The following is a 24,348-nucleotide window of genomic DNA, read 5'->3' as shown; positions in this document are numbered from 1 at the left end:
GCCCTCATTGTGTGACTCAGAGCTTGTCCAGCAGCTCCTGGGTTGGCCAGGAATCGGCCGGCATGCCAAGCCGCATCTGTTCGGCGCGCACGGCATCGCGGGTCAGGAGACCGTAAACGCCGTCGATCTTCGCGCCCATATCATAGCCGCGCGCCTGAAGCTTGGTTTGCAGCTCCTTCATCTGATCCTGCGTCAGACCCGGAATTGGATTGCCGGGATCGAATGCAGGTGCACCCGCGAGGCGGGTCGCAAAATAGGCTGCGGTTGTGGCGTAGACGATGGATTTGTTCCATTCGACGAAGACGTCGAAATTCGCATAGGACAGGAAGGCCGGGCCCTTGCGGCCCAGCGGCAGCAGCAGCGAAGCATCGCCGTCATCCGGCCCAAGCGGACCCTTCAGGCCGGTCACTCCCTGCGCGGCCCACCAGGAGTGCGGCTTGCGGTTGGTGCGGATGGCTTCTTCCCAAGGCAAATCCTTGGTGATGCGCACTTCTTCCAGCCACGGCTGGCCGCGTTTCCAGCCAAGTTCCGAAATCATGCGACCGGCGGTCATCATGGCGTCGGGAACGCTGTTCTTCAGATCGACCTTGCCGTCACCGTCGCCATCGACGCCGCGCTCCAGATAATCCTTGGGCAGAAGCTGCATCATGCCGATTTCGCCAGCCCATGCGCCGGTCGTGCTCGCATCGACAACGCCCGTGTCGAACAGCTTGAGCAGCGCGATCAACTGCGGACGGAAAAGGTCCGGGCGGCGACAGTCGTAGGAAAGGGTAACAAGCGCATTCAGCGTGTCGAAATCGCCCTGAATCGCGCCGTAATCGGTTTCAAGGCCCCAGAAGGCAGCGAGAACGGGACCCGGCACGCCATAGGTGTCTTCGACTTTCTTGAAGACATCGGCATATTTAACCAGATTTTCCTGGCCTTTTTTCAGGCGCGCTTCGGAGATGAGGCGCTTGGAAAATTCGGTGAAGGTCAGGTTGAAGACGGTCTGCTTGCGATCCCGGTCGAGCACCTTCTGTTCAAGCGAGGCCTTGTGCAGCTCGCTGATGCCCTTGTCGCCGACGCCAGCTTCACGCGCTTCCTTGGCCAGATTTTCGACCCACTGGCCGAGATCGGTTTCGCATTCGGGCTTGGGCATGTTCACGGCAGTTTCAGCCGGAGCCGCAGGTGCCGGAGACGCACTTGCGGTCTGCGCATGCGACACAGCGGTCGAAGCGAGCAGGGCGGCTGTCATGATGGAAGCAACAAACTTCATCGGTAACTCACACTATTTTGCAGGGCACAGGCTTGCCCTTCCGGGAATTGTTAAAGCTATTGCCCCAACAAGACCCGGAAATGAAGCAAAACTTGGTGCGATCAGCCAAACAGGCCCGTCTTAACGGCCCTTGTTGCTTTCCAGCCACTTTTTCCATGTGGCTGCGTCGCCCGCGAAGACATTGATATCCGCGTCGCCCTTGATGCCCGGAATGCTGCCCGTGCCGGTATATTGCCAGAAAGTCCACGGATGCGGGCCGTATTTTTCGTCCGGGTGGCCCGCGACCGAACGCAGCCAGAACGGATAGTCTGGAAGCTGGCGCAGGTCGTTATCGTCGAAGAAATCGACGGTCGTGTAGATGATCGGACGCTTGCCGTAATGCTTTTCGAGCGCTGAAAGGAAGATGCGCATTTCCTTGCGCACAACCGCTGCATTGGGCCGCAATTTGCAGGTCGGCGATTGCGGGTTCCATTCCATGTCGAGAACGGGCGGCAGTGCGGACGGATCGCGCGGTACGTTCTGGATGTACCAGCGTGCCTGTTCGATGGCCGGGCGGCAGAAATAATAGAAATGATAGGCGCTGCGTGGAATGCCTGCCTGACGCGTGCCGTTCCAGTGCTCGGCAAAGCGGTCATCGAGCCGGTCGCCGCCTTCCGTCGCCTTGATGAAGGCAAAGGAAATGCCGCTGGCGCGGACCGCGCTCCAGTCCACACTGGTCTGATATTTCGAAACGTCAGTGCCGTGGATCGGATAGTGCCAGGGCGTCTTGCCGGTCCAGTCATGCGGATCGCGGTCGCCGAAGCGCGGCGCCTTCACCGAACCCGATGGAGGTGGGATGCGGGCGACCGTACCGTTCTTTTTCACATCGGAAAAATCGTAATCCACTGTCGTACAGGCCGAAAGCAGAAAAACGCCCATGCAGGAGGCAAAGCAGGGGCCAAGAAAATTGCGGCTGGCCAGACGGCTCATGAGACGTTTCATGCAGGGTTTCCGGTGTCGCGAATCAGTCCCTACAACGGTTACGCGATCCGCACCCGGTCGTCACCAGCCTGTGGCGTTGTTGCTCCTAATTTTATGCAAAAGCCCGGATGACGGCGATCCACGCAAAGCCGTGATAAAGCACGCGGCGTTCCACTGTGAGGCCGCGTTCGGCAGCAAGCCGTTCGCACACGGCGAACATGTCCTGACGCGGCGTGACATGAAACCAGTCGAGCCATTTATAGAGCCCGCGCTTGAACCATCGGGGCAGGCGGCTTTGATCGCCGAAATCGACGATATGCAACTCGCCTTGTGGTGCCAGATGGCGAATGCTCTCGCGGATGACCGATTGCCATTGCGGGATCATCGATATGGCATAGGAAATGAAGATACGGTCGAAGCCTGTTTGATGGAAAAGCTGTTCGGGATCGAACTGCGCCGCATCGGCGCGTTCCAGCCGGGTGCGGCTTTCGATGCCCGCACGTTTGGCGGCACTGCGGGCCGTATCCAGCATTTCTGCTGAAATATCGATGCCATAGAGTTTTGCATCGGGGTAGTGTTCGGCCGTCTTGACGAGGTTGCGGCCCGTGCCGCAACCGATTTCCAGAACGCTGCCGCCTTCCGGCACATTGAGCGTCGCGATCATCTGGTCGCGGCCCAGCAGGTAATATTTGCGGGTCGCATCATAAAAGTGGCGCTGGCGGCGATAGACCCGGTCCATCAGCCGCGCATGACTTGCGCCCTGACTGTTGCCCTGCCTGCCTTCAGTATTTTGCAGCATGTCACGCGTCCTTCAGGACGTAAAGGTGAAAGCCGCCATAAATCGACGAGCGGTCGCGGTCATGCAATGCGCGGGATTCGTCTTCGCGGTATTCCCAGTGGTCGAGAATTTCCGGCGCGACGCGACCGGGCAGCAGGCTCGGCTCGGCGGCAGTGCGGAAAATCACGCGAGCGCCCGGTGCGGCAGTGCGTGTGATTTCGCTCCAGACGGCATTCAGCTGGCTGTCGTTCATCCAGTCTTGCGCGTCGAGAAGGATATAGCGATCCACCGATGCGGCGGGTTTGGCGGCCAGAAAGTCGGTGTAATTGGCGTTCTGCACCGTCATGCGGTCGGCGCGGGCGCGGACTGTTTCGAAATTGGCGCGCGACAGATAAGGCGGCAGCGGGCCGGTTTCTTCGTTGCCGCTATAGCCGCGTCCGAAAGCCTGCCAGGCAAAGTAGTTTTCCGTCAGCGGAAAGCCGCAGGCGAGCTTTTCAAGGCGGCTGCGCAGCACCTCGGCCATATTGCCGTTTCCGGCGGTGGCCAGCGCATCATATTGCTGGGGCGGAATGCCAAGACCGAACAGCGAGGATTTTCGTGCGGTTGCCCAGCGCACCATGCGTTTTTCGAACAAGGGCGCAAGTGCGGTGTCGAAGAAGCTGCGCTGTTCTTCCATGGTGCGCGATTTGAGAATATCGCGCGGATCAATGCCATAGAGCCGCGCCACGCGATGGCCCATGCCGATGAATACGCCGAGCAGGCCGTGACGGTAAAGATCGCGCCAGAAGATCGAAATGCGCTGGCGACCGTTCCACTTGCGCTTTTCCCAGTAAGCGCGGCTTTCGGCATCAAGATGCGGACGCACGAAGCGCTTATAGGCAGCCAGATTGGTCTTGTCGTCAGCTTTGCCATAGAAGCGGTAAAAGGCGCTGTAATCTGGCAGGTTCTTGAGCGCGGCCAGCTTCAGCCGGTTGAAGGCGACATGAGCCTCGTTGAGATCAACGGCCTCGACGCGGGCGGGATCGGCGGTGAGATAGGAAAGCGCGTTACAGCCGCCAGACGCGATAGTGACGATGCGATGACCGGGCTGAATGGCGAGGGCCGCCATGTCCACATCCGGATCTTCCCAGATTTGCGGATAGACCAGCCCCTTAAAGAGCCAGGCAAACAACCGTTCCGAAAAACCCGCGCGGGAAAGCGCATGGTTCTGAGTTACTGCACGCTTCAGAATAGTACCGTCGGCTGATTGGTCGGCCATGAATTCCCCTTTGGGACGAATCCCGTGCTTGGTTTCAAAAAAGTTAAACACTGGGCATGACATCGCTGTGACATAGGGGATTGACGGATTAATGATCGCTTCTGACTGGGAAATGCGGGATTAAGTGTCTGCAATATTGGCGTTTTATTACGGACAGTAAGACTAATTGAGAGAACCTTTCCTTTGGTCTGCCGTTTTCTTCTGTGACGGTGGGTATCGACAGGAGTTCTGTGCCTGATCCAACCGCAAAAGTGCCCGACCGGTAAGAAGCCGGATGGACACGAAGAAAGCTATGAAAAGAGCAGAGGGGTGTCTGCGCAAACTGCGCCATGCTCAACAGGGATAAGCTCGGATCGAGCAACCCACGCTAGGAAGGAGAGCCAAAATGAAGAAGTTTCTGATTACATCTGTTGCCGCTGTATCGCTTCTGGGCCTTGCCGCCTGCAACGACAAGAAGGATGACGGCGCAAGCAACGCTCCGGCACCGGCCCCGACGACGCCGGCCGCACCTTCGAACAATGATACGAACACCACGCCTGCAACACCGGCTCCGGCAAATCCGGGCACGGGTACGGGCGGTACCGGTACTGCGCCTGCTAATTAAGCCCGGGTGCTATTTTGTATCAATAAAGCGCGGGCAAGTTACGGCTGGTGAGCTGTCATAGACCCGTGTGGTAAACGTCATACGAATGGCGATCCGGGAAACTGGATCGCCATTTGTCCCAGAAGGAAGTGTAATGCATGAACGATCCCGCGGCATTTTACGGGAAAGACGGCGCGCAAGCGATTTCCGTGTTTAAACGCAGGCTATCTTCGGTTATGGCTTTGGTCATGAACCGTAACACCCTGTTTTTCGTTGCCGCCATTGTTCTGGTTGCGCTTGCTGCTTGCGGCAAGGGCAACGAGGAAAAGGCTGCCGCTCCGGCGCAGGACGGCGCTGCTGTTTCCCAGCCTGCCGCACCAGCGGAAGGCGCATCGGAAAAAGAGGGGCCAGATCTGGTCAAGGCACTGCGCGAGAACGCCGGTGTGACCACGCCCGAGGAACAGGCGGCTGCCATCGAACGCGCCCGCACCAATGCCGAATCCGCCGCAAAGGCTGTCGGGCAAAATGCCGAGCAGGCCCAAGCCGCCGGAGAAGCTGCTGCCGCGACGGCACAACGCTCCTTCAATGAACGCCAGAACGCCGTTCAATCCAATTAATTGGGAACGGCGTTCTCCTTTTTTGGTTTACACCATAACAGTTCAGGGCATTTCTTATCACAGACCGGTGATAAGCGCATATAAATCATTGTTTTTTCGACTTCGCTTCATGCAGGCGGTTTCCAGCCGCGACGGAATTTTGTAGAAAAGCCCCATGTCGATTTGGGTTCGCATCGGTGAGTTTGTGGCGTCAGTGACGTCGAACGCCATTACAGGCGTTATCGAGGCTGTGCGCACCGTTTTTGAAGGCGATGCCGATACGCGCAGGCGGGTGGCCTTCTCGATTGCCATGATCGCGCTCTCCGCAAAAATGGCGAAGGCCGACGGCGTGGTCACGCAGGACGAGATACGCGCTTTCCAGGATATTTTTGCGGTGCCGCAGGAAGAAACCGCGCATGTCGCCCGGCTTTACGATCTGGCCAAGCAGGATGTGGCGGGTTTCGAAAGCTATGCGCGCCAGCTGGCCGGACTTTGTCAGGAAGGCCAGACCGAGTGCCATCTACTGGAAGATATTCTCGACGGACTGTTTCATATCGCCAAGGCGGATGGCTATGTCCATGAAAAGGAATTGGCATTTCTAACCGAAGTCGCCGGTATTTTCGGCTTTGACGAGGTTGCCTTCGACCGCATCGCGATCCGGCATGTGCAGCGTGGCGAGGGCGATCCTTATGCCATTCTGGGTCTTGAACGCGGGGTGTCGTTCGATACTGCGCGCAGCCGCTACCGTTCGCTGGTCAAGCAGCACCATCCCGACCGGCTGGTTGCCGAAGGTTTGCCGCTCGAATTTATTGCTATTGCCAATGCGCGCCTTGCTGCCATAAACGCGGCTTGGGCGAGCATAGAAAAGCATTTGGAGGCTGCGTGATGCAGACGTCGAGCGAGGCAACCGGATTTCAGGATGAGGAATTGGCGGAACTGGCGCTGGAAAAGCCCGATTTTCCCGATGCCACGCTCGATCCTTCGCCCAATTTCGGTCCGCGCCGCGACGGCAAGACGCCGGTTTTTCTGATCCAGCATTACACCGGCCTTGCGACCGCGCAGGAGGCGATCGACATTCTGAAATCGCCCGAAATGCAGGTCTCGGCTCACTATCTCGTTCTAGAGGACGGGAAGGTGTTGCAGATGGTTTCGGAAAAGGCCCGCGCCTGGCATGCGGGCAAGAGCTTCTGGAAGGGCGAGACCGACATCAATTCGGCATCTATCGGCATCGAAATCGTCAATCCAGGCGTTCTGCAAGACTATCCGCCGTTTAAGGATGCGCAGATCGAGGCGGTGATCCGTCTCAGCCGCGATATTTGTGCACGCCACGCCATCGCGCCGGAAAACGTGCTGGCGCATTCGGACATCGCACCGGCGCGCAAGACCGATCCCGGCCAGAGCTTTCCGTGGAAACGTCTGCATGAGGCGGGTGTCGGGCATTATGTGGAGCCGACGCCGATCCGCGGCGGACGGTTTTTGGCGCGGGGCGAACAGGGGCAGCCGGTGGAGGCTTTGCAGTCGATGCTGGCGCTCTACGGCTATGGAATTGAGATCACCGGTATCTTCGATGAAGCCACGGAAATCGTGGTTAAGGCATTTCAGCGTCACTTTCGGCCACAAAATGTAGACGGTGTTGCCGATGTTTCTACCATAGATACCCTCTACAGGCTGATTTTTTCCCTGCAAAATGTTACCGCCTGATCAAGCAGTATCCATCGGGCGTCTTTCGCAATTTAATTAGAATTTCGTTCAAAATTTCAAAAATTTAGCCGAATCGCCTTTTAGACCTCGCTTAAGTGACGGGGCGTCGACTCACGTCCGATTGAGTCGGTTTTGTTACAACCTGTAAGACGATTTTACTTTTGCAACCAATCTTCGGCTGCATTTCCCCTTCAGATCATCGATCAATCCCAGCGGAAATGGGCCTCGAGAGCTCATACCGGACGGGACCCGAATAAACGGATCGTCTCCCCCCAAGACGGGCGGTCCCCCATAAGAAACGTTCCAAGACGGTAGGTTATGAAAGTAAAATTTGTTATTGTTAGCGCCCTTGTTGGCGCGATGAGTTCGTTTGGCCTGAATCCGGCGCTTAGCGCCCCTGCAAGTGAACCAACCAACCTCGCAGCACTTCTCAAGGCGCGTCAGCAGAACAAAGTTGCTGAGGCCGACAAGGCGAAGCCTTCGGTCAAAAAGGCGTCCGTCATCACCAACCGCGCAGCCCCCGCAGGCAAGGGTTCGCGTTCCGGTTCGTCCAAGTCCGGTGGTGCCAGCCGTTCGGTCAAGAGCGGCAGCGGCTACTCACAGATCATCAACCGCTACGCTTCCACTTATGGCGTGCCGTCCTCGCTCGCTCATGCGGTCGTGCGTCACGAAAGCAATTTCCAGCCGAATGTGCGCGGTGCTGCAGGCGAAATCGGCCTGATGCAGATCAAGCTCTCGACGGCGCGCGCCATGGGCTATTCCGGCTCGGCCAAGGGGCTTTATGAGCCTGCCACGAACATCCAGTACGGCATGAAATACCTCGCCATGGCCCAGAAGCTTGGCGGCGGCAGCACCTGCGGCACGATCCTGAAATACAATGCCGGTCATGGTGCAAAGCGCATGAACCCGATCTCTGCGAAATATTGCAGCTCGGTGAAGGCATATATGGCCGGACTTTAAGCATCGCTTTTGGAGTTCGCTCCAGAATTTGCGTCGGCGGTTGCGTAGAGTTTCAAGCCGTTTGATGTGAACGAAAAGCCGGTAGCGGTTTTGCTACCGGCTTTTTTGTTGCTTTTTCGGGCAGAAGCGAATTTATACGCGGTGTCAGTCGGTCGGGCAGCCGCGCTTGTCATATGCCGAAAGGCGGCAGGTGAGGAAAGTCCGGGCTCCAGGGAAACACGGTGCCGGGTAACGCCCGGCGGGGGTGACCCCAGGGATAGTGCCACAGAAAGTAAACCGCCTCGTCTTCCGTATCGTTGTGCAGAAGCTGCAACGACAGGGATGACGAGGTAAGGGTGAAAGGGTGGGGTAAGAGCCCACCGCGTCTGCAGCAATGCAGACGGCACGGTAAACCCCACCGGGAGCAAAACCGAATAGGGACGGCGCGCCGGTTCGCAAGGACCGGCAATCGGTTTCCGGATCAGTCGTCCGGGTGGGTTGCAAGAGGCGGGTGGCAACATCCGTCCCAGATGAATGGCTGCCACGTCGGGCGAAAGCCCGGCCATACAGAACCCGGCTTACAGACCGGCTGACACTTCTTCGATAGCGAAAAAGCCCGGCTTTGAGCCGGGCTTTTTGCTTGTGCGCAGTTGCTTGGGAGGCGTTGCGCGGATCCTTCATTTTAACGCGCATCTTTTCCGAAAACCGTTTCACATTTTTCGGGATGCGCTGGATTAATCAGATCGGTACGCCGGTGAAGAAGTCATAGATGAGCTTCAGGTTCAAAACGACGATGATAACGGCAGTGATGGCAGCCAGAAGCGTGACCCAGCGCGGCGCGACCAGCGAGCCCATCTTCTTCTTTTCCGCCGTGAACATGACCAGCGGAATGACCGCGAAGGGCAATTGCAGGCTGAGTACAACTTGCGACAGGATCAGGAGTTCCGTCGTGCCCTGCGAACCGTACATGATCGTCACGACGGCGGCGGGCACAATGGCCACAAAGCGGGTGATGGCGCGGCGCAGCCACGGCTTCAACCGGATACGGATAAAGCCTTCCATGACGATCTGCCCCGCCATGGTGGCGGTGATGGTCGAATTCAGGCCGCAGCACAGAAGCGCGATGGCAAAAAGCGTGGGGGCAAGCGATGATCCGAGCAGCGGGTTGAGCAGGGCATGCGCCTTGTCCAGATCTTCCACGCCGGTATTGCCGGTCGCGTTGAAGCTGGCTGCGGCGAGGATCAGGATCGATGCGTTGACCAGCAGGGCGAATGTCAGCGCGATGGTGGAATCAAGCGTCGAATAGCGGATGGCTTCGCGCTTTTCAGCGGTCGTATGCCCATAGTCGCGGGTCTGCACGATGCCCGAATGCAGATAGAGATTATGCGGCATGACCGTCGCACCGATAATGCCGAGCGCTATATAAAGCATGTCCGGGTTGCGGATGATCTCGACCGTTGGCGCAAATCCGAGAATGACCTCGTTCCATTTCGGCTGCGCCATCAGGATCTGGATCAGGAAACAGAGCGCGATGACGGCCAGAAGCGTCATGATGAGCGCCTCGACGCGGCGGAAACCCTTATTTTGCAGATAGAGCACCAAAAGCACGTCGGCGGCGGTGATAATGACACCGAGTTCGAGCGGAATGCCGAACAGAAGATTGAGGCCTATGGCCGTACCGATAACTTCGGCAAGATCGGTGGCGCAGATCGCCAGTTCCGCCAGCAGCCAGAGCGGCCAGGCGAGAAAACGGGGATAGGCATCGCGGCAGGCCTGCGCCAAATCGCGGCCAGTCGCGATTGCGAGCCGTGTGCAGAGCGCCTGCAACAAAACGGCCATCAGGTTGGACAGCAGCACGACCGACAGCAGCGCATAGCCGAAGCGGGAACCACCGGCGAGCGAGGTCGCCCAGTTGCCGGGGTCCATATAGCCGACGGCGACCAGATAGCCAGGGCCGACAAAGGCCATGGCCCTGCGAAAGCGCGACCCGGAGCGGTTGACCGCCACGGAGCGATGAACATCGGACATTGAAGCTTCGCCGCGATCCCGCCGCCAGCCTTCAAAAGTGACGTCATGACCTTCGGAGGGGCCCGCTCCATGGGGTGTCATGCTAAATACCTTTATTACCAATATGCACTTGCAAACTATTTGCATTTAATAATGGCAGACGGGTGACGCGTCAATAGGGGGAGGAGGGAGGGCAGTAGGGCAGTAGGGGAATAGGGGGATAGGGGGATAGGGGAATAGGGGAATAGGGGAATAGGGGAATAGGGGAATAGGGGAATAGGGGAATAGGGTAGGAACTCGTAGCCCCGAAAAAAACGCTTGCGCTGAAGAAGCGCCCGCGATCCTCTTCCCTTACTCCCTTACTCCCTTACTCCCTTACTCCCTTACTCCCTTACTCCCTTACTCCCTTACTCCCCTCAATATTCCTGTGCGCTCATGTAAAGGATAACGCTTCATTAAGCTTAATATCCGATAACTGACGAACGAATCCGTCATGGCGACAAATGGTCGGAATCCGCAGACAGAAAACAGGATAGCGGGGGCAACTCCCGGGAAAGGAACGGAATGATGGCGAGCCTCGGCGGAGACAAATCTCAAGCCGAAGGGGCTGAAGTCCGTCACGTTCCGGTGTTGATCTCCGAGGTGATTGACGCTCTCAAGCCCAAGCCCGGCGAAGTCATCGTCGACGGCACCTTTGGGGCAGGCGGCTACACCCGTCGCATATTGGACGAGGGCGCCGAAGTGATCGCGATCGACCGCGATCCGACGGCCATCGAAGCCGGACGCGCCATCGAAAAGCAGTTTCCAGGGCGTCTGCATCTGGTGGAAAGCCGGTTTTCGGCACTGGATTCAGCCGTTGCGCAAGTGAAGGGAGCAGGCAGCAAAGTGGATGGCGTTGTGCTCGATATCGGTGTTTCGTCGATGCAGATCGATGAAGCCGAGCGCGGCTTCTCCTTCCAGAAGGACGGGCCGCTCGACATGCGCATGTCCAGCAAAGGTCCCAGCGCTGCCGATGTTGTTAATCGCCTGAAGATGGGCGATCTGGCGCGCATTTTCAATTTCCTCGGTGAGGAGCGTCATGCAGGGCGCATCGCGCGGATGATCGAGAAGCGCCGCGAGGCGCAGCCGTTCACCCGCACGCTTGATCTCGCCAATGCGATTGAAACGCTGGTCGGTCGTAATCCCAAAGTGCCTATCCATCCTGCGACGCGCGTGTTTCAGGCATTGCGCATCTACGTGAATGATGAGTTGGGTGAACTGGCCCGCGCATTGCTGGCAGCCGAACAGGTTTTAAAGCCCGGCGGTCGGCTGGTGGTGGTGACGTTCCATTCGCTCGAAGACCGCATGGTGAAGCGCTATTTCGCGGATCGTGCAGGCGGCAGTGCGGGTTCGCGGCATATGCCCGAAACCCATGTGCGCCATCCAAGTTTCACGCCCGCCGTTAAGGGCGCTGTCGGGCCGACGCCGGAAGAAGAAGCCCGCAATCCACGTGCGCGCTCGGCGAAGCTGCGCGCAGGAGTGCGGACTGATAATCCGTCGCTTGAAGATGATCTTTCGCTGTTCGGGCTTCCCAAACTGCCTGAAACGCATGAACTAAGCCGGAGTTGAACGAGTGCTGCGTACTTTCGATCTCATCATGATTGCGGCGATGTTGGTGGCAGCGGCTGTCACCTACACCATCAAGTATGACGCGGAAAAGCAGATCGCGGTCATTGCCAAGCTGACGCGTCAGATCAATTCCGAGCGCGACACGATCACGCTGCTGCGCGCCGACTGGGCGCTCATGACCCAGCCGGGCCGTCTGCAAAGCCTGACGGGCGTTTATGAAAAAGAACTGAACCTGCAGCCCATCGTGGCCGAGCAGCTCATTTTGAGCGCCGGTGACATTCCGGAGCGTCCGTTGGACGACATTCAGAAAATCATCTCCGGCACCGATGAACTGGTGGCAAGCGGCGTCCTCGAACAGGACAAGATCACGACCGGCAGCGTCAAGAAGAGCGGGGCAAAGCACTGATCATGCGGCTGAAACTCGGTCTTTCAAAAAAGAAAAAGCAGGATATGATGGACGGCATGGAGCCGGTCGGCGATGAAAAGCTGGCTGGCAACATGGCTTTTGTCGGGTCGCGTAAAAAGCACGGCAATCGTGCGCGCAACCGTTTGTGGATGGCGATTGCCTGCTTCGTCGGCATTTATGGCGTGATAGGCGGCAAGCTCGTCTATTTCGGCATGATTGGCGGTGAGGACGAAGATGCTTCCGGTCCAGCCGTGCAGCAGCTTGCCTCGCGCCCGGATATTCTGGATCGCAACGGCGAAATTCTCGCGACCGATATCAACACCGCTTCGCTCTACGCCGAACCGCGCAAGATCGTCGATCCCGACGAAACCATCGAAATGCTCTCCACGGTGCTACCCGATCTCGATTGGGAGGCGACCTATAAGCGCCTCAAGAGCGGCGCGGGCTTTGTCTGGGTCAAGCGCGGCCTGACGCCGAAGCAGCAGAGCCAGATCATGGCGCTGGGCGTTCCGGGCATCGGTTTCCGCACCGAAAAGCGCCGCTTCTATCCGGGCGGTCCTACCGCATCCCACATTCTCGGTCTGGTCAATGTCGATAATCAGGGCATTGCCGGTATGGAAAAATATATCGACAGCCAGGGCCTGACCGATCTCCGTCTTGCCGGTCTTGCGACCGGTCAGTCGCTGGAGCCGGTGCGTCTGTCCATCGATATTCGCGTGCAGCACATCATGCGCGACGTTCTGGTCAAGGCCATGGAGCGCTATCGCGCCATTGCTGCCGGCGCCGTTGTTCTCAACATTAAGACCGGCGAAGTGATCGCCATGGCCTCGGTGCCGGATTTCGATCCGAACAACCCGGTCAATGCGCTCGACAAGGATCGCCTCAACCGCATGTCGGCGGGCACCTATGAAATGGGCTCGACTATCAAGACCTTCACGACGGCGATGGCGCTCGATTCCGGCAAGTTCACCTTGCAGTCGAAGCTCGATGCGACGCGTCCGCTGGTGTTCGGTCGCCAGACCATCCGCGACTTCCACGGCAAGGGCCGCTGGCTGACGCTGCCGGAAGTCTTCATCTATTCGTCGAACATCGGTTCCGGTCGCGAAGCCGATGCCGTCGGCATCGAAGGCCACCGCGCCTTCCTCAAGAAGATGGGTCTTCTTGACCGCATGCAGACGGAATTGCCGGAAGTGGCGCGTCCCGTTGAGCCGCGCGTCTGGAAGAAGGTCCATTCGATGACCATCTCGTTCGGTCACGGCATGATGACGACCCCGTTGCAGACTGCGGTGGGTGCGGCAGCGTTGATGAACGGTGGCAAGCTGTTCAACCCGACCTTCCTGATGCGTTCTCAGGCTGAGACCGTCGCGCTGGGAGAGAAGCAGGTCGTTCATCCACAAGTTTCTGCTGATATGCGTTATCTCTACCGCCTCAATGCCACGGCGCCGGGCGGTTCGGGCAAGCGCGCAGCCGTTCCGGGCTATCGTGTCGGTGGAAAGACGGGTACGGCTGAAAAGGTGGTTCACGGTCGCTATTCGAAGGATTCGCGCTTTAACGCCTTCCTTGCCGCGTTTCCGATCGAAGATCCGGCCTATGTGGTGCTGACCATCATCGACGAGCCGAAGCCGGAACAGGGCAAATTCGGCGCGACCGCGGGCTTCAATGCTGCGCCGATGGTCTATGAAATCATCAGTCGCTCGGCATCCTTCCTCGGGGTCAAACCGAACTTCGAACTGGATGCGCTACCGGCAACTGTTAGCAATGTAAGCGGCGGGCCTGATTTAAAACAGGAATTGCCGCCAGCAATGGTTTCCAACGAATACGACTGATTCGTGTGGTGCAGCTTCAGGCCGCGAGGCCACTTTGGGTACGACGCAACGGAATTTGGATTTGATTGCCATGAAACTGAAGGAAATCGCTCTTTTTAAGGAACTGGCCTCCGGCAATGACGGTGAGGTTGAAATCACGGGCGTTACCTCGGATTCCCGCAAGGTCGAACGCGGTTTTCTCTTTGCCGCGCTGAAAGGCGTGAAGGCGGATGGAGCGGCATTCGCTGCGGATGCGATCAAACGCGGCGCTGCCGCCGTCATCGCCGCCAAGGATGCAACCATCGCCGATGCGGGCGTGCCAGTCTTGCATGTAGACGATCCGCGTCATGCGCTGGCCACCGCTGCGGCGCAGTTCTATGGCAAGCAGCCTGAAATCATGGTTGCCGTTACGGGCACGAGCGGCAAAACCTCCGTTGCTTCCTTCACGCGTCAGATATGGGCCTATGCAGGCTTCCCCGCTGCAAACATCGGCACGACAGGCGTGTTTTCGCCGACCCGCAGCGACTATAATTCGCTGACGACGCCCGATCCGGTGGAGTTGCAGCGCGTTCTGACCGAACTTGCCGATGAAGGCGTGACCCATGCCGCGATGGAAGCTTCTTCGCACGGGCTGGACCAGCGCCGTCTCGACGGCGTGAAACTCGCCGCTGGCGCCTTTACCAATCTTGGCCGCGACCATATGGATTATCACGCGACCATCGAAGAATATCTCGGCGCGAAAATGCGCCTGTTCGATACGCTGCTGCCGAAGGGTGCGCCTGCGATCATCTTTTCGGACGATCATTTCTCGCAACAGGCCATCGATGCGGCGACCGCTGCCGGTTGTGACGTGAAGACCGTCGGCCGCAAGGGCAGTTTCATCAATCTGAAGCGCGTCGAGCATGAGCGATTCCGCCAGCATGTGGAAGTGCGCATCGGCGACGAAATCTTTGAAATCGAGCTGCCGCTGGCCGGTGATTTCCAGGTGGCGAATGCGCTGGTCGCAGCCGGTCTCGCTATGGTTACGGGCGTGCCCGCTGCCGCCGCCATGCGCGCTCTGGAACGCCTGAAGGGCGCGCCGGGCCGTCTCGATCTGGTGGGTGCAACGGAAGACGGCGCACCGGCCTATGTCGATTATGCGCATAAGCCGGAAGCGCTTGAAAATGTTCTGACTTCGGTTCGCCCATTCACCACGGGCCGCGTGATTGTCGTGTTCGGTTGCGGCGGTGACCGTGACAAGGGCAAGCGCCCGATCATGGGCGAAATCGCCTCGCGTCTTGCCGATGTGGTGATCGTCACGGACGACAATCCGCGTTCGGAAGTGCCGGCGCAGATTCGCTCCGAGATCATGGCCGCGGCAACCGGAGCGACCGAAATCGGCGATCGCCGCGAAGCGATCTTCACGGCTGTGTCCATGATGATGCCGGGCGACACGCTGGTGGTTGCGGGCAAGGGACATGAGGAAGGCCAGATCGTTGGCAACATCACCTTGCCGTTCTCCGATCATGCGGAAGTCGCAGCCGCACTGGCTGCCCGTCTTGAGGAGCGTCAGGGATGAAAGACTGGCTGTGGTCATCGGCTGATATGGTTGAGGCCATGGGAGGCAGGCCCTTCGGCAAGCTCCCTAAAGGCATCACCGGCATTTCCATCGACAGCCGCACGCTGAAGCCCGGCGAGGCTTTTTTTGCCATCAAGGGCGACCTGTTCGACGGCCACGACTTTGCCACGGCGGCAATGGCGGCTGGCGCAGGTCTTCTGGTGGTGGCTGAGCATCGCCTGCCTGCTTTCGGCAATCTGAAAGTGCCGATGATCGTCGTGGAAGACGTGCTTGAAGCGCTGACCAAGCTGGGCATTGCATCGCGTGCGCGCTCGAAGGCCCAGATCATCGCGGTGACGGGTTCGGTCGGCAAGACGACGACCAAGGAAGCGCTGCGCCATGTCCTGTCCGGCGTTGGCAAGGTTCATGCCTCGGTCGCATCCTTCAACAATCATTGGGGCGTGCCGCTGACGCTCGCCCGCATGCCAGCCGATACCGATTACGGTGTGTTCGAAATCGGCATGAACCATCATGACGAAATTCGTCCGCTGGTGAAGATGGTGCGCCCGCATGTGGCGCTGATCACGCTGATCGCGCCCGCGCATCTTGGCCATTTCGCCAATCTGGAAGAAATCGCGGTCGCCAAGGCCGAGATTTTCGAAGGCATCGTACCGGGCGGCTATGCGCTGCTCAACCGTGACGACAAGCGTTTCAAGCAGTTGGAAGAACTGGCGGAGAAAGCTGGCGTCGAGCATATTTCAACCTTTGGCGAAAATGCGCGCGCCGATTATCGCCTGCGCGAAGTCAAGCTGCACCCGACATGCTCCTGCATGACGGTGAAGATCGGCAATCACGAAGCCGTCGTGAAGGTCAGCATACCGGGCCGTCATATCGTGCAGAACATGCTGGCCGTCCTTGGCGCTTGCGATCTCGTCGGCGCCGATCTCGCCAAGGTGACGATGGCGATGGCGACCCTTTCAGCAGAAGGCGGGCGCGGCGCACAGCATGTGCTGCAACATCCCGATGGCGGCACATTCACGCTGATCGACGAAAGTTATAATGCCAATCCGACCTCCATGCGTGCGGCGCTGGCATTGCTCCAGTCGTCCAAGCCGGAAGGTCCTAAGGGACGGCGCATCGCCGTTCTCGGCGACATGCTGGAACTCGGTCGTCAGTCGGGCAAGCTGCATGCCGACCTCGCACGTCCGATCGTGGATGCCGAAGTCAGTTCACTTTTTATCGGTGGCCCTGAAATGTCGGTGCTTAAAAACGCCTTGCCGGTTGAAATTCACACCGAATACAGGCAGAGCACCGATGAATTACTGCCGCTGGTGATAAAGGCGGTCCGTCCCGGCGATGTCGTCATGGTGAAATCGTCCAAGGGAATCGGCTTCTCCAAAATCGTCAAGGCTTTCACTGCCCAGTTTCCGCCGGTCGAGCCGGCGGAATAGGCGATGGTCGAGGGAATTTTCTCCACATGCTGATGCTTCTCACCTTCTTCGCTGAACACATGACACCGCTCAACGTGTTCCGCTACATCACCTTCCGCACTGGCGGCGCGATGATTACCTCGGCGCTGATCGTGTTCCTGTTCGGCCCGACGATCATCAACTCGTTGCGCGTGCGTCAGGGGAAGGGGCAGCCGATCCGCGCCGACGGCCCGCAGACCCATTTCAAGAAAGCCGGTACGCCCACCATGGGCGGTCTGATGATCATGACCGGCATTCTCATTTCGTGCATGTTGTGGGCCAATCTCTCCAGCGTCTATGTCTGGGTGGTGCTGCTGGTCACCGTGGGCTTCGGTGCCATCGGTTTCTATGACGACTATCTCAAGGTGACGAAGCAGTCCGACAAGGGCTTTTCCGGCAAGGCGCGTCTGGGCATCGAGTTCCTGATCGCAGCGATTGCCGCTTTCGTCATCATGCGCGCAGGGCAGGAGCCTTTCTCCTCCTCGCTGACCTTCCCATTCGCCAAGCAGTTCGTTATCAATCTGAGTTGGTTCTTCATTCCCTTCGCCGCCTTCGTGATGGTCGGCGCGGGCAATGCCGTGAACCTGACCGACGGTCTCGACGGTCTGGCCATCGTGCCGGTCATGGTTGCTGCAGCTTCCTTCGGCTTCATCGCCTATCTTTCCGGTAATGCGATCTTCGCAGATTATCTGCAAATCCATTTCGTGCCGGGCACGGGTGAACTTGCCGTGGTCTTAGGCGCGGTGATCGGTGCAGGCCTTGGCTTCCTGTGGTTCAATGCGCCGCCTGCCGCTATCTTCATGGGCGACACGGGTTCGCTGGCGCTGGGCGGCATGCTCGGCACCGTGGCCGTTGCGACCAAGCATGAAATCGTGCTCGCCATCATCGGCGGACTGTTCGTGATGGAAGCGCTGTCGGTGATCATTCAGGTTGGCTCTTTCAAGCTGACCGGGAAGCGCGTCTTCCTCATGGCGCCGATCCACCACCATTTCGAAAAGAAGGGCTGGACCGAAAGCCAGGTCGTGATCCGGTTCTGGATCATCGCCATCATTCTCGCAATGATCGGCCTTTCCACCCTCAAGCTCAGATAGTCACAAGACCAGTATCGACAGGCAAGAAGAATGATCCCGATCACCGCCCTTAAAGACAAGACCGTCGCCCTCTTCGGATTGGGCGGGTCGGGCATCGCCACAGCCAAGGCCATCGTGGCCGGAGGGGCGAAGATCATTGCCTGGGACGATAATCCCGACAGTGTCGCGCGCGCGCAAGGCACAGGCATTGCAACCGGCGATCTGAGGCAGGCGGACTGGTCGCAGTTCGCCGCCTTTGTGCTTTCGCCGGGTGTTCCGCTGACCCATCCGAAGCCCCATTGGACGGTCGATCTTGCTCATGCCGCAGGCGTCGAAATTATCGGCGATGTGGAGCTTTTCGTGCGCGAGCGCAATCATATCGCACCCGATTGCCCGTTCATCGCCATTACCGGCACCAACGGCAAATCGACCACCACCGCGCTGATCGCCCATATTATCAAGGCGTCGGGCCGCGACATGCAACTCGGCGGCAATATCGGCACGGCAATCCTCACGCTGGACTCGCCAGCGGCCAACCGTTTCTATGTGGTTGAATGCTCGTCCTACCAGATCGATCTGTCACCCTCGCTGAATCCGACTGCCGGAATTTTGCTGAACCTGACGCCGGATCACCTCGACCGTCACGGCACGATGGAAAACTATGCGGCCATCAAGGCGCGGCTGGTTGCGGCCAGCGGCACCGCGATTATCGGCGTTGATGATCTTTACTGCACGGCGATTGCTGAAAATCTGGCGGCGAACGGCGTCAATGTTGCGCGGATTTCCAAGGAAAAGCACCTCGACAACGGCTATTTCGCTGATGGTCCGACCTTGATTCATGCCACCGATGGCAAGGATGAGGAACTGGCCTCGCTCGCCGGGGTCGGTTCGCTGCGCGGCGCGCATAATGCGCAGAACGCGCTCGCAGCCGTGGCGGCCTGCCTCGCTGTCGGCCTGTCGCTCGATGAAATTCGCGCCGGTCTGAAAAGCTTTCCGGGTCTGGCGCACCGCATGGAGCAGGTGGGGCGGCGCGGCAAGGTGCTGTTCGTCAATGATTCCAAGGCGACCAATGCCGATGCGACCGCACCGGCGCTGTCGTCCTTTTCGCAGAACATCTACTGGATCGCTGGTGGTGTGCCGAAAGCGGGCGGTATCGAGTCGCTCGGCGGGTTTTTCCCGCGCATCGCCAAGGCCTATCTGATTGGCGAAGCGGCTGCGCAGTTTGCTGCGACGCTGGGCGACAGCGTGCCGTTCGAAATTTCCGATACGCTGGCCGTGGCCGTCGATCATGCCGCGCGCGATGCGGGCAATGATGCAGCCGCAGAGCCGGTGGTGCTGCTTTCGCCAGCCTGCGCCAGCTTCGATCAGTTCCAGAATTTTGAAAAACGCGGCGATGCCTTCCGCAGCGCCGTATTGGCCCTTCCCGGTATCATGCCAATTGGAGGAGAAAGCTGATGGTAAGCCGTGTCGATCGCGGTCCTGTCGCCAACTGGTGGTGGACAATAGACCGCTTCTTTCTCGTAGCCTGTCTTGCCCTGATGGGGCTTGGTATTCTTCTGTCCTTTGCGGCAAGCCCGGCTGTGGCTTCGCGCATTGGTCTCGACAGTTTTCATTTCGTCGAGCGTCAGACCATCTTCATGATCCCCGCGGTTATCGTCATGGTGGGCGTGTCGTTCTTTTCGCCACGGCAGATTAGGCGTTTCGCACTGATCCTGCTCGCTATTTCCATGGTGCTGATGGTTGCGGCGCTCTTCTTCGGTATCGAAGTCAAGGGTGCGCGCCGCTGGGTCAATCTGGCGGGTATTTCCATCCAGCCATCCGAATTCATGAAGCCCGCTTTCGTGGTCGTCTGCGCATGGCTCTTCTCCGAGCGCGAACGTGGCGGCGACATGCCGGGCTATTTCCTCGCCATGATGCTGTTCTGCACGGTTGCCGGTCTTCTGGTGTTGCAGCCCGATCTGGGCCAGACCATGCTGACCACCGGCACATGGGGCGCGATGTTCTTCCTCGCCGGACTGCCGATGTTCTGGATTCTGGTTCTGGGCGGGCTTGCGGTTTGCGGCGGCTTTAGCGCTTATTTCGTGTTCGACCACGTGGCCGGTCGTATCAACCGCTTCATGACGGGCGAGGGCGATACGTTCCAGGTCGATGCCGGACGCGAAGCCATTCTGCGCGGCGGCTGGTTCGGGCAGGGGCCGGGTGAAGGCACCGTTAAGCGCATCATTCCCGACAGCCACACCGACTTCATCTTCTCCGTGGCTGCGGAAGAATATGGCATCATCCTGTGCATGATCATCATGCTGCTATTTGCCTTCATCGTGGTGCGTGGGCTTTCCATTGCGCTCAAGGAACGCGATGCGTTTACGCGTCTTGCCGTGTCTGGCATCGTGATCCTGTTCGGCTTCCAGTCGATCATCAACATGGCGGTGAACCTGCACCTGATGCCCGCAAAAGGCATGACGCTGCCGTTCATTTCCTATGGCGGCTCGTCGCTGGTGGCGATTGCCATCACCATGGGCATTTTGCTGGCGCTCACCCGTCGCCGCCCGGAAGCGCGCATGACGCACACGGTTGGGCATATCGGGTCAAATCGGGGCGAACGCATTCCGGCGCTGTGAGGGATTGATGGCTAAAGGTGTTATCGTATTGGCCGCCGGGGGAACGGGCGGCCATCTTTTTCCGGCGGAAGCGCTGGCGCATGAATTGAAGTCTCGCGGCTGGGATGTACATCTGGCGACCGATGCCCGGGCGCAGCGTTTTGCAGGCGCTTTCGATGAAAGCCATGTGCATGTGATCCGTTCTGCGACCATTGCGGGCCGCAATCCGATTGCGCTGCTCAAAACATTCTGGTCGCTGTGGCAGGGCAATCTCGATTCACGCAAATTGTTCCGCCGCTTGAAGCCGCAGCTTGTCGCTGGTTTCGGCGGTTACCCGACCTTGCCGCCGCTTTATGCGGCCAGCAATATGCATATTCCGACGCTGGTGCATGAACAGAACGCCGTGATGGGCCGCGCCAACAAAGGCCTTGCGGGGCGCGTCAAGGCGATTGCAGGCGGGTTTCTGCCGGAAACAGGCGGTGCCTTTGCCGACAAAACGGTCACGACCGGCAATCCGGTGCGCCCGCCTGTGTTGGCGGCAGCCGCCACGCCTTACAAGCAAGCCAAGCCGGACGAGCGGTTTCGTCTTTTGGTTTTCGGCGGCAGTCAGGGTGCGCAGTTCTTCTCAAACGCGATACCGGCTGCTGTTGCTCTTCTGCCCGAGAAGGAACGCGCGCGACTTCTGATCACCCAGCAGGCGCGCAAGGAAGACGAAGCTTCCGTGCGTGAGGCCTACAAGAAGCTTGGTATTCCTGCCGATGTGGCTCCGTTCTTCAACGATATGCCCGCTCGCATGGCGGATGCGCATTTCGTGATTTCACGTTCCGGCGCATCGACGGTTTCGGAAATCACCGTGATCGGTCGTCCGGCCATATTGGTGCCGTTCCCGCATGCGCTGGATCATGATCAGGCGGCCAACGCCGCGGCCCTTGCAAATGCCGGCGGCGGCGAGGTCGTGCGACAGGCCGATCTTTCACCGGAACGCCTCGCGCAAATCCTGCAAGCGGCGATGAATGAGCCTGAAAGGCTCGAAAATCAGGCAAAAGCTGCGAAAAGCGTTGGCAAGCCGGATGCTGCGCGGTTGCTTGCCGATCTGGCAGAGGCTATTGCAACTGGCAAATCAGTTCACGAATTCAAAGAAGGAACTCGGCCATGAAAATGCCGCTGAATATCGGGCTCGTCCATTTCATCGGAATCGGCGGCATCGGCATGAGTGGCATCGCCGAGGTGCTGCATAATCTCGGTTACAAGGTTCAGGGCTCGGACCAGTCGGACAGCGCCAATGTGCAGCGTCTGCGCGACAAGGGCATCGAGGTCTTCGTCGGCCACAAGGCGGAAAACCTTGGCGACGCGGAAGTCATCGTCGTTTCGACCGCAATCAAGAAGACCAACCCGGAATTGGCCGCTGCCCGCGAAAAGCTGCTGCCCATCGTGCGCCGCGCCGAAATGCTGGCCGAGCTGATGCGCTTCCGCCGCGCTGTTGCCATTGGCGGCACGCATGGCAAGACGACCACCACTTCCATGGTGGCAGCGCTTCTGGATGCAGGGCATCTCGACCCGACGGTCATCAATGGCGGCATCATCAACGCCTATGGCACGAATGCCCGCATGGGTGACGGCGACTGGATGGTGGTGGAAGCCGACGAAAGCGACGGCACCTTCCTCAAGCTGCCCGCCGATATCGCGGTTGTGACCAATATCGACCCGGAACATCTCGACCATTACGGCAATTTCGACAATGTGCGCGCGGCTTTCGCGCAGTTCGTCGAGAATGTGCCGTTCTATGGTTTTGGCGTCATGTGCCTCGATCATCCGGAAGTGCAGGCGCTTGTGGGCCGCATCGAGGATCGCCGCATCATCACCTATGGCCAGAACCCGCAGGCGGAAGTGCGTTTTGTCAATCAGCGCATGGAAGGTGCGGCGAACCTGTTTGACGTGGTCATCCGTTCGCGCAAGGGCGAGGCCGTCGAGATCAAGGATCTGCGCCTGCCGATGCCGGGCCTGCACAATGTTTCCAACGCCACGGCGGCGATCGCAGTCGCACATGAACTGGGCATTTCCGCTGACGATATCCGTCGCGGCCTTGGTTCATTCGGTGGCGTGAAGCGCCGCTTCACCCATACGGGTTCGTGGAACGGCGTCGAGATTTTCGACGATTATGGCCATCACCCAGTGGAAATCCGCGCGGTGCTGAAAGCCGCACGCGACGCAACAACTCAGGCAGGTGGTCGCGTGATCGCCATTGTGCAGCCACACCGCTACACCCGCCTGCACAGCCTGTTCGACGAATTTGCCGCATGCTTCAACGATGCCGACACGGTCATCGTCACGCCGGTCTATACGGCGGGCGAAGACCCTATCGAAGGCGTGAACTCCGAAACGCTTGTCAGCCGCATCAAGACGGCGGGCCATCGCGATGCGCGCTACGCCAGCGGGCCGGAAGCTCTGGCCCCGCTCGTTGCCTCCATCGCGCAGCCGGGCGACTTTGTCGTCTGCCTCGGCGCGGGCAACATCACGCAATGGGCCTATGCGCTGCCCAAGGAACTCGCCGAACAGGGTAAGAAGTAATGGACTATCACCCGATGGAAAGCGGCGAGGCGCTTCTGAAGAAGCTTGACGGCAAGCTGTCGGGCCTGCGCGGGCGTCTGACGCCCGATACGGGCATGGACAAGATCACCTGGTTTCGCGCCGGTGGACCGGCACAGGTTCTGTTCCAGCCCGCCGACGAGGAAGACCTGTCGAATTTCCTGAAGGCAGTGCCGGAAGAAATACCGATCCTCGTGGTGGGCATCGGTTCCAATCTGCTCGTGCGTGACGGGGGCGTTCCCGGCTTTGTCATCAGGCTTTCCGCTAAGGGGTTTGGCGAGGTCGAGCGCGTTTCCGAAACGCAGCTCAGGGCAGGCACAGCGACGCCAGACAAGCGCGTGGCAGCGGCGGCGCTGGAAGCGGGCCTTTCGGGCTTCCATTTCTACCACGGCATTCCTGGTGGCATCGGCGGGGCGTTACGCATGAATGCGGGCGCCAATGGTGTGGAAACGCGCGAGCGTGTCGTGGAGGTGCGGGCGCTCGACCGTAAGGGCGAACTGCATGTGCTTTCGAATGCCGATATGGGCTATGCCTATCGCCATTCTTCGGTATCGCCGGAGCTGATCTTCACCTCGGCGCTGTTCGAGGGCGTTCCGGGTGACCGCGAGGATATCCAGCGCGCCATGGACGAGGTGCAGCATCACCGTGAGACGGTGCAGCCTGTGCGCGAAAAAACCGGCGGCTCAACTTTCAAGAATCCTGAAGGCACGTCTGCCTGGAAGGAAATCGACAAGGCGGGCTGCCGTGGATTGCGTATCGGCGGTGCCCAGATGTCGGAGATGCACTGCAATTTCATGATCAATACCGGCACTGCGACCGGGCATGATCTGGAGACTTTGGGCGAGACAGTTCGCGCAAAAGTTTTTGAGTCGTCAGGGATTCGCCTCCACTGGGAGATCAAGCGTCTCGGTTTGTTCCGCGACGGCGAGCGCGTAGAAGAGTTTCTCGGCAAAGTTTAATAAAAAAATTGCCCGGATTTTCTGCCTGAAAATCCGGGCTTTTTTGCCTTCGCAAGCGACGCGTAAGGTTCGTCCCTTTTGATAGGGTCTTGTCACGGAATCAATCCTCTGATTCTTTATGGTTAACCACACAGTGATTTGATTCGGCAGGATTTTCCTGCCGTGGACGTCTGCGGCCTCCAGTGTCGTGGTCTCGAAGTTCGCTAGGGTTCGATATCGTGCGTGAGTGCGAAC

At 58.9% G+C, this 24,348-nt stretch carries 20 protein-coding genes, 1 other RNA gene and 1 pseudogene; 17 read left to right on the top strand and 5 right to left on the bottom strand.

Annotated features, from left to right (window positions below; genetic code table 11):
- Positions 1-16: 16 nt before the first annotated feature.
- From ABWW11_RS08940 to ABWW11_RS08925, 4 genes are all read right to left on the bottom strand, one after another.
- Complete coding sequence (locus tag ABWW11_RS08940; protein WP_109369427.1) at positions 17-1,255, bottom strand: lytic murein transglycosylase; 1,239 nt, start codon at positions 1,253-1,255, stop codon at positions 17-19.
- A 120-nt stretch (positions 1,256-1,375) separates the two neighbouring features.
- Complete coding sequence (locus ABWW11_RS08935) at positions 1,376-2,224, bottom strand: glycoside hydrolase family 25 protein (protein ID WP_109370266.1); 849 nt, start codon at positions 2,222-2,224, stop codon at positions 1,376-1,378.
- A 103-nt stretch (positions 2,225-2,327) separates the two neighbouring features.
- Positions 2,328-3,014: a class I SAM-dependent methyltransferase gene (locus tag ABWW11_RS08930; protein ID WP_109369426.1), complete on the bottom strand. Its 687-nt coding sequence runs from the start codon at positions 3,012-3,014 to the stop codon at positions 2,328-2,330.
- 1 nt (position 3,015) lies between these two features.
- Entirely contained in the window at positions 3,016-4,251 is a 1,236-nt protein-coding gene (locus tag ABWW11_RS08925) for a BtaA family protein (RefSeq protein WP_109369425.1), read from the bottom strand.
- A 385-nt stretch (positions 4,252-4,636) separates the two neighbouring features.
- On the opposite strand from ABWW11_RS08925, the gene ABWW11_RS08920 reads away from it, so the two are divergent.
- The 6 genes and pseudogenes from ABWW11_RS08920 (at position 4,637) to rnpB (ending at position 8,667) form a co-directional block, all read left to right on the top strand.
- The gene (locus tag ABWW11_RS08920; protein ID WP_109369424.1) at positions 4,637-4,855 is read left to right on the top strand and encodes a hypothetical protein; all 219 of its coding nucleotides are present in this window, start codon (positions 4,637-4,639) and stop codon (positions 4,853-4,855) included.
- Between the two features lie 144 nt (positions 4,856-4,999).
- Positions 5,000-5,451: pseudogene (locus tag ABWW11_RS08915) on the top strand (antifreeze protein).
- A 154-nt stretch (positions 5,452-5,605) separates the two neighbouring features.
- Entirely contained in the window at positions 5,606-6,316 is a 711-nt protein-coding gene (locus ABWW11_RS08910) for a J domain-containing protein (protein ID WP_109369422.1), read from the top strand.
- Positions 6,316-7,131, top strand: coding sequence for an N-acetylmuramoyl-L-alanine amidase (locus ABWW11_RS08905; RefSeq protein ID WP_109369421.1), 816 nt, complete (start codon positions 6,316-6,318; stop codon positions 7,129-7,131). The genes ABWW11_RS08910 and ABWW11_RS08905 overlap by 1 nt, the downstream gene beginning before the upstream one ends.
- Positions 7,132-7,449: 318 nt before the next feature.
- Positions 7,450-8,091: a lytic transglycosylase domain-containing protein gene (locus ABWW11_RS08900; RefSeq protein ID WP_109369420.1), complete on the top strand. Its 642-nt coding sequence runs from the start codon at positions 7,450-7,452 to the stop codon at positions 8,089-8,091.
- A gap of 144 nt (positions 8,092-8,235) precedes the next feature.
- Positions 8,236-8,667: RNase P RNA component class A (gene rnpB / locus ABWW11_RS08895), an RNA gene on the top strand.
- A gap of 141 nt (positions 8,668-8,808) precedes the next feature.
- On the opposite strand, the gene ABWW11_RS08890 is transcribed toward rnpB, so the two are convergent.
- Positions 8,809-10,179: an Nramp family divalent metal transporter gene (locus ABWW11_RS08890; protein WP_109369419.1), complete on the bottom strand. Its 1,371-nt coding sequence runs from the start codon at positions 10,177-10,179 to the stop codon at positions 8,809-8,811.
- A 462-nt stretch (positions 10,180-10,641) separates the two neighbouring features.
- Here ABWW11_RS08890 and rsmH point away from each other — a divergent pair, with 462 nt between their 5' ends.
- The 11 genes from rsmH (at position 10,642) to murB (ending at position 24,114) form a co-directional block, all read left to right on the top strand.
- Positions 10,642-11,685: a 16S rRNA (cytosine(1402)-N(4))-methyltransferase RsmH gene (gene rsmH / locus ABWW11_RS08885; RefSeq protein ID WP_171318237.1), complete on the top strand. Its 1,044-nt coding sequence runs from the start codon at positions 10,642-10,644 to the stop codon at positions 11,683-11,685.
- A gap of 4 nt (positions 11,686-11,689) precedes the next feature.
- Complete coding sequence (gene ftsL / locus ABWW11_RS08880) at positions 11,690-12,091, top strand: cell division protein FtsL (protein ID WP_109369417.1); 402 nt, start codon at positions 11,690-11,692, stop codon at positions 12,089-12,091.
- Positions 12,092-12,093: 2 nt separating this feature from the next.
- Positions 12,094-13,917, top strand: a complete 1,824-nt coding sequence (locus ABWW11_RS08875) for a peptidoglycan D,D-transpeptidase FtsI family protein (protein ID WP_109369416.1) — start codon at positions 12,094-12,096, stop codon at positions 13,915-13,917.
- Between the two features lie 64 nt (positions 13,918-13,981).
- Positions 13,982-15,454, top strand: a complete 1,473-nt coding sequence (locus ABWW11_RS08870) for a UDP-N-acetylmuramoyl-L-alanyl-D-glutamate--2,6-diaminopimelate ligase (protein ID WP_109370265.1) — start codon at positions 13,982-13,984, stop codon at positions 15,452-15,454.
- Positions 15,451-16,884: a UDP-N-acetylmuramoylalanyl-D-glutamyl-2,6-diaminopimelate--D-alanyl-D-alanine ligase gene (locus ABWW11_RS08865; RefSeq protein WP_109369415.1), complete on the top strand. Its 1,434-nt coding sequence runs from the start codon at positions 15,451-15,453 to the stop codon at positions 16,882-16,884. Before ABWW11_RS08870 ends, ABWW11_RS08865 begins: the two co-directional genes overlap by 4 nt.
- Before the next feature lie 26 nt (positions 16,885-16,910).
- Positions 16,911-17,993 carry a phospho-N-acetylmuramoyl-pentapeptide-transferase gene (mraY, locus tag ABWW11_RS08860; protein ID WP_109369414.1) on the top strand — a complete coding sequence of 361 codons (1,083 nt, stop codon included), beginning with the start codon at positions 16,911-16,913 and terminating at the stop codon, positions 17,991-17,993.
- A gap of 30 nt (positions 17,994-18,023) precedes the next feature.
- Entirely contained in the window at positions 18,024-19,427 is a 1,404-nt protein-coding gene (gene murD, locus ABWW11_RS08855) for a UDP-N-acetylmuramoyl-L-alanine--D-glutamate ligase (protein ID WP_109369413.1), read from the top strand.
- Positions 19,427-20,590, top strand: a complete 1,164-nt coding sequence (ftsW, locus tag ABWW11_RS08850; protein ID WP_109369412.1) for a putative lipid II flippase FtsW — start codon at positions 19,427-19,429, stop codon at positions 20,588-20,590. Before murD ends, ftsW begins: the two co-directional genes overlap by 1 nt.
- 7 nt (positions 20,591-20,597) lie before the next feature.
- Positions 20,598-21,725, top strand: a complete 1,128-nt coding sequence (gene murG, locus ABWW11_RS08845) for an undecaprenyldiphospho-muramoylpentapeptide beta-N-acetylglucosaminyltransferase (protein WP_109369411.1) — start codon at positions 20,598-20,600, stop codon at positions 21,723-21,725.
- Positions 21,722-23,137, top strand: a complete 1,416-nt coding sequence (gene murC / locus ABWW11_RS08840) for a UDP-N-acetylmuramate--L-alanine ligase (RefSeq protein WP_109369410.1) — start codon at positions 21,722-21,724, stop codon at positions 23,135-23,137. Before murG ends, murC begins: the two co-directional genes overlap by 4 nt.
- A 14-nt stretch (positions 23,138-23,151) precedes the next feature.
- Positions 23,152-24,114, top strand: coding sequence for a UDP-N-acetylmuramate dehydrogenase (gene murB, locus ABWW11_RS08835; protein WP_109370264.1), 963 nt, complete (start codon positions 23,152-23,154; stop codon positions 24,112-24,114).
- Positions 24,115-24,348: the final 234 nt, after the last annotated feature.

It is taken from the genome of Brucella sp. NBRC 113783 (assembly GCF_040372265.1).
GTDB lineage: Bacteria > Pseudomonadota > Alphaproteobacteria > Rhizobiales > Rhizobiaceae > Brucella > Brucella teleogrylli.
This window is presented reverse-complemented; position numbering and strand designations above follow the sequence as displayed.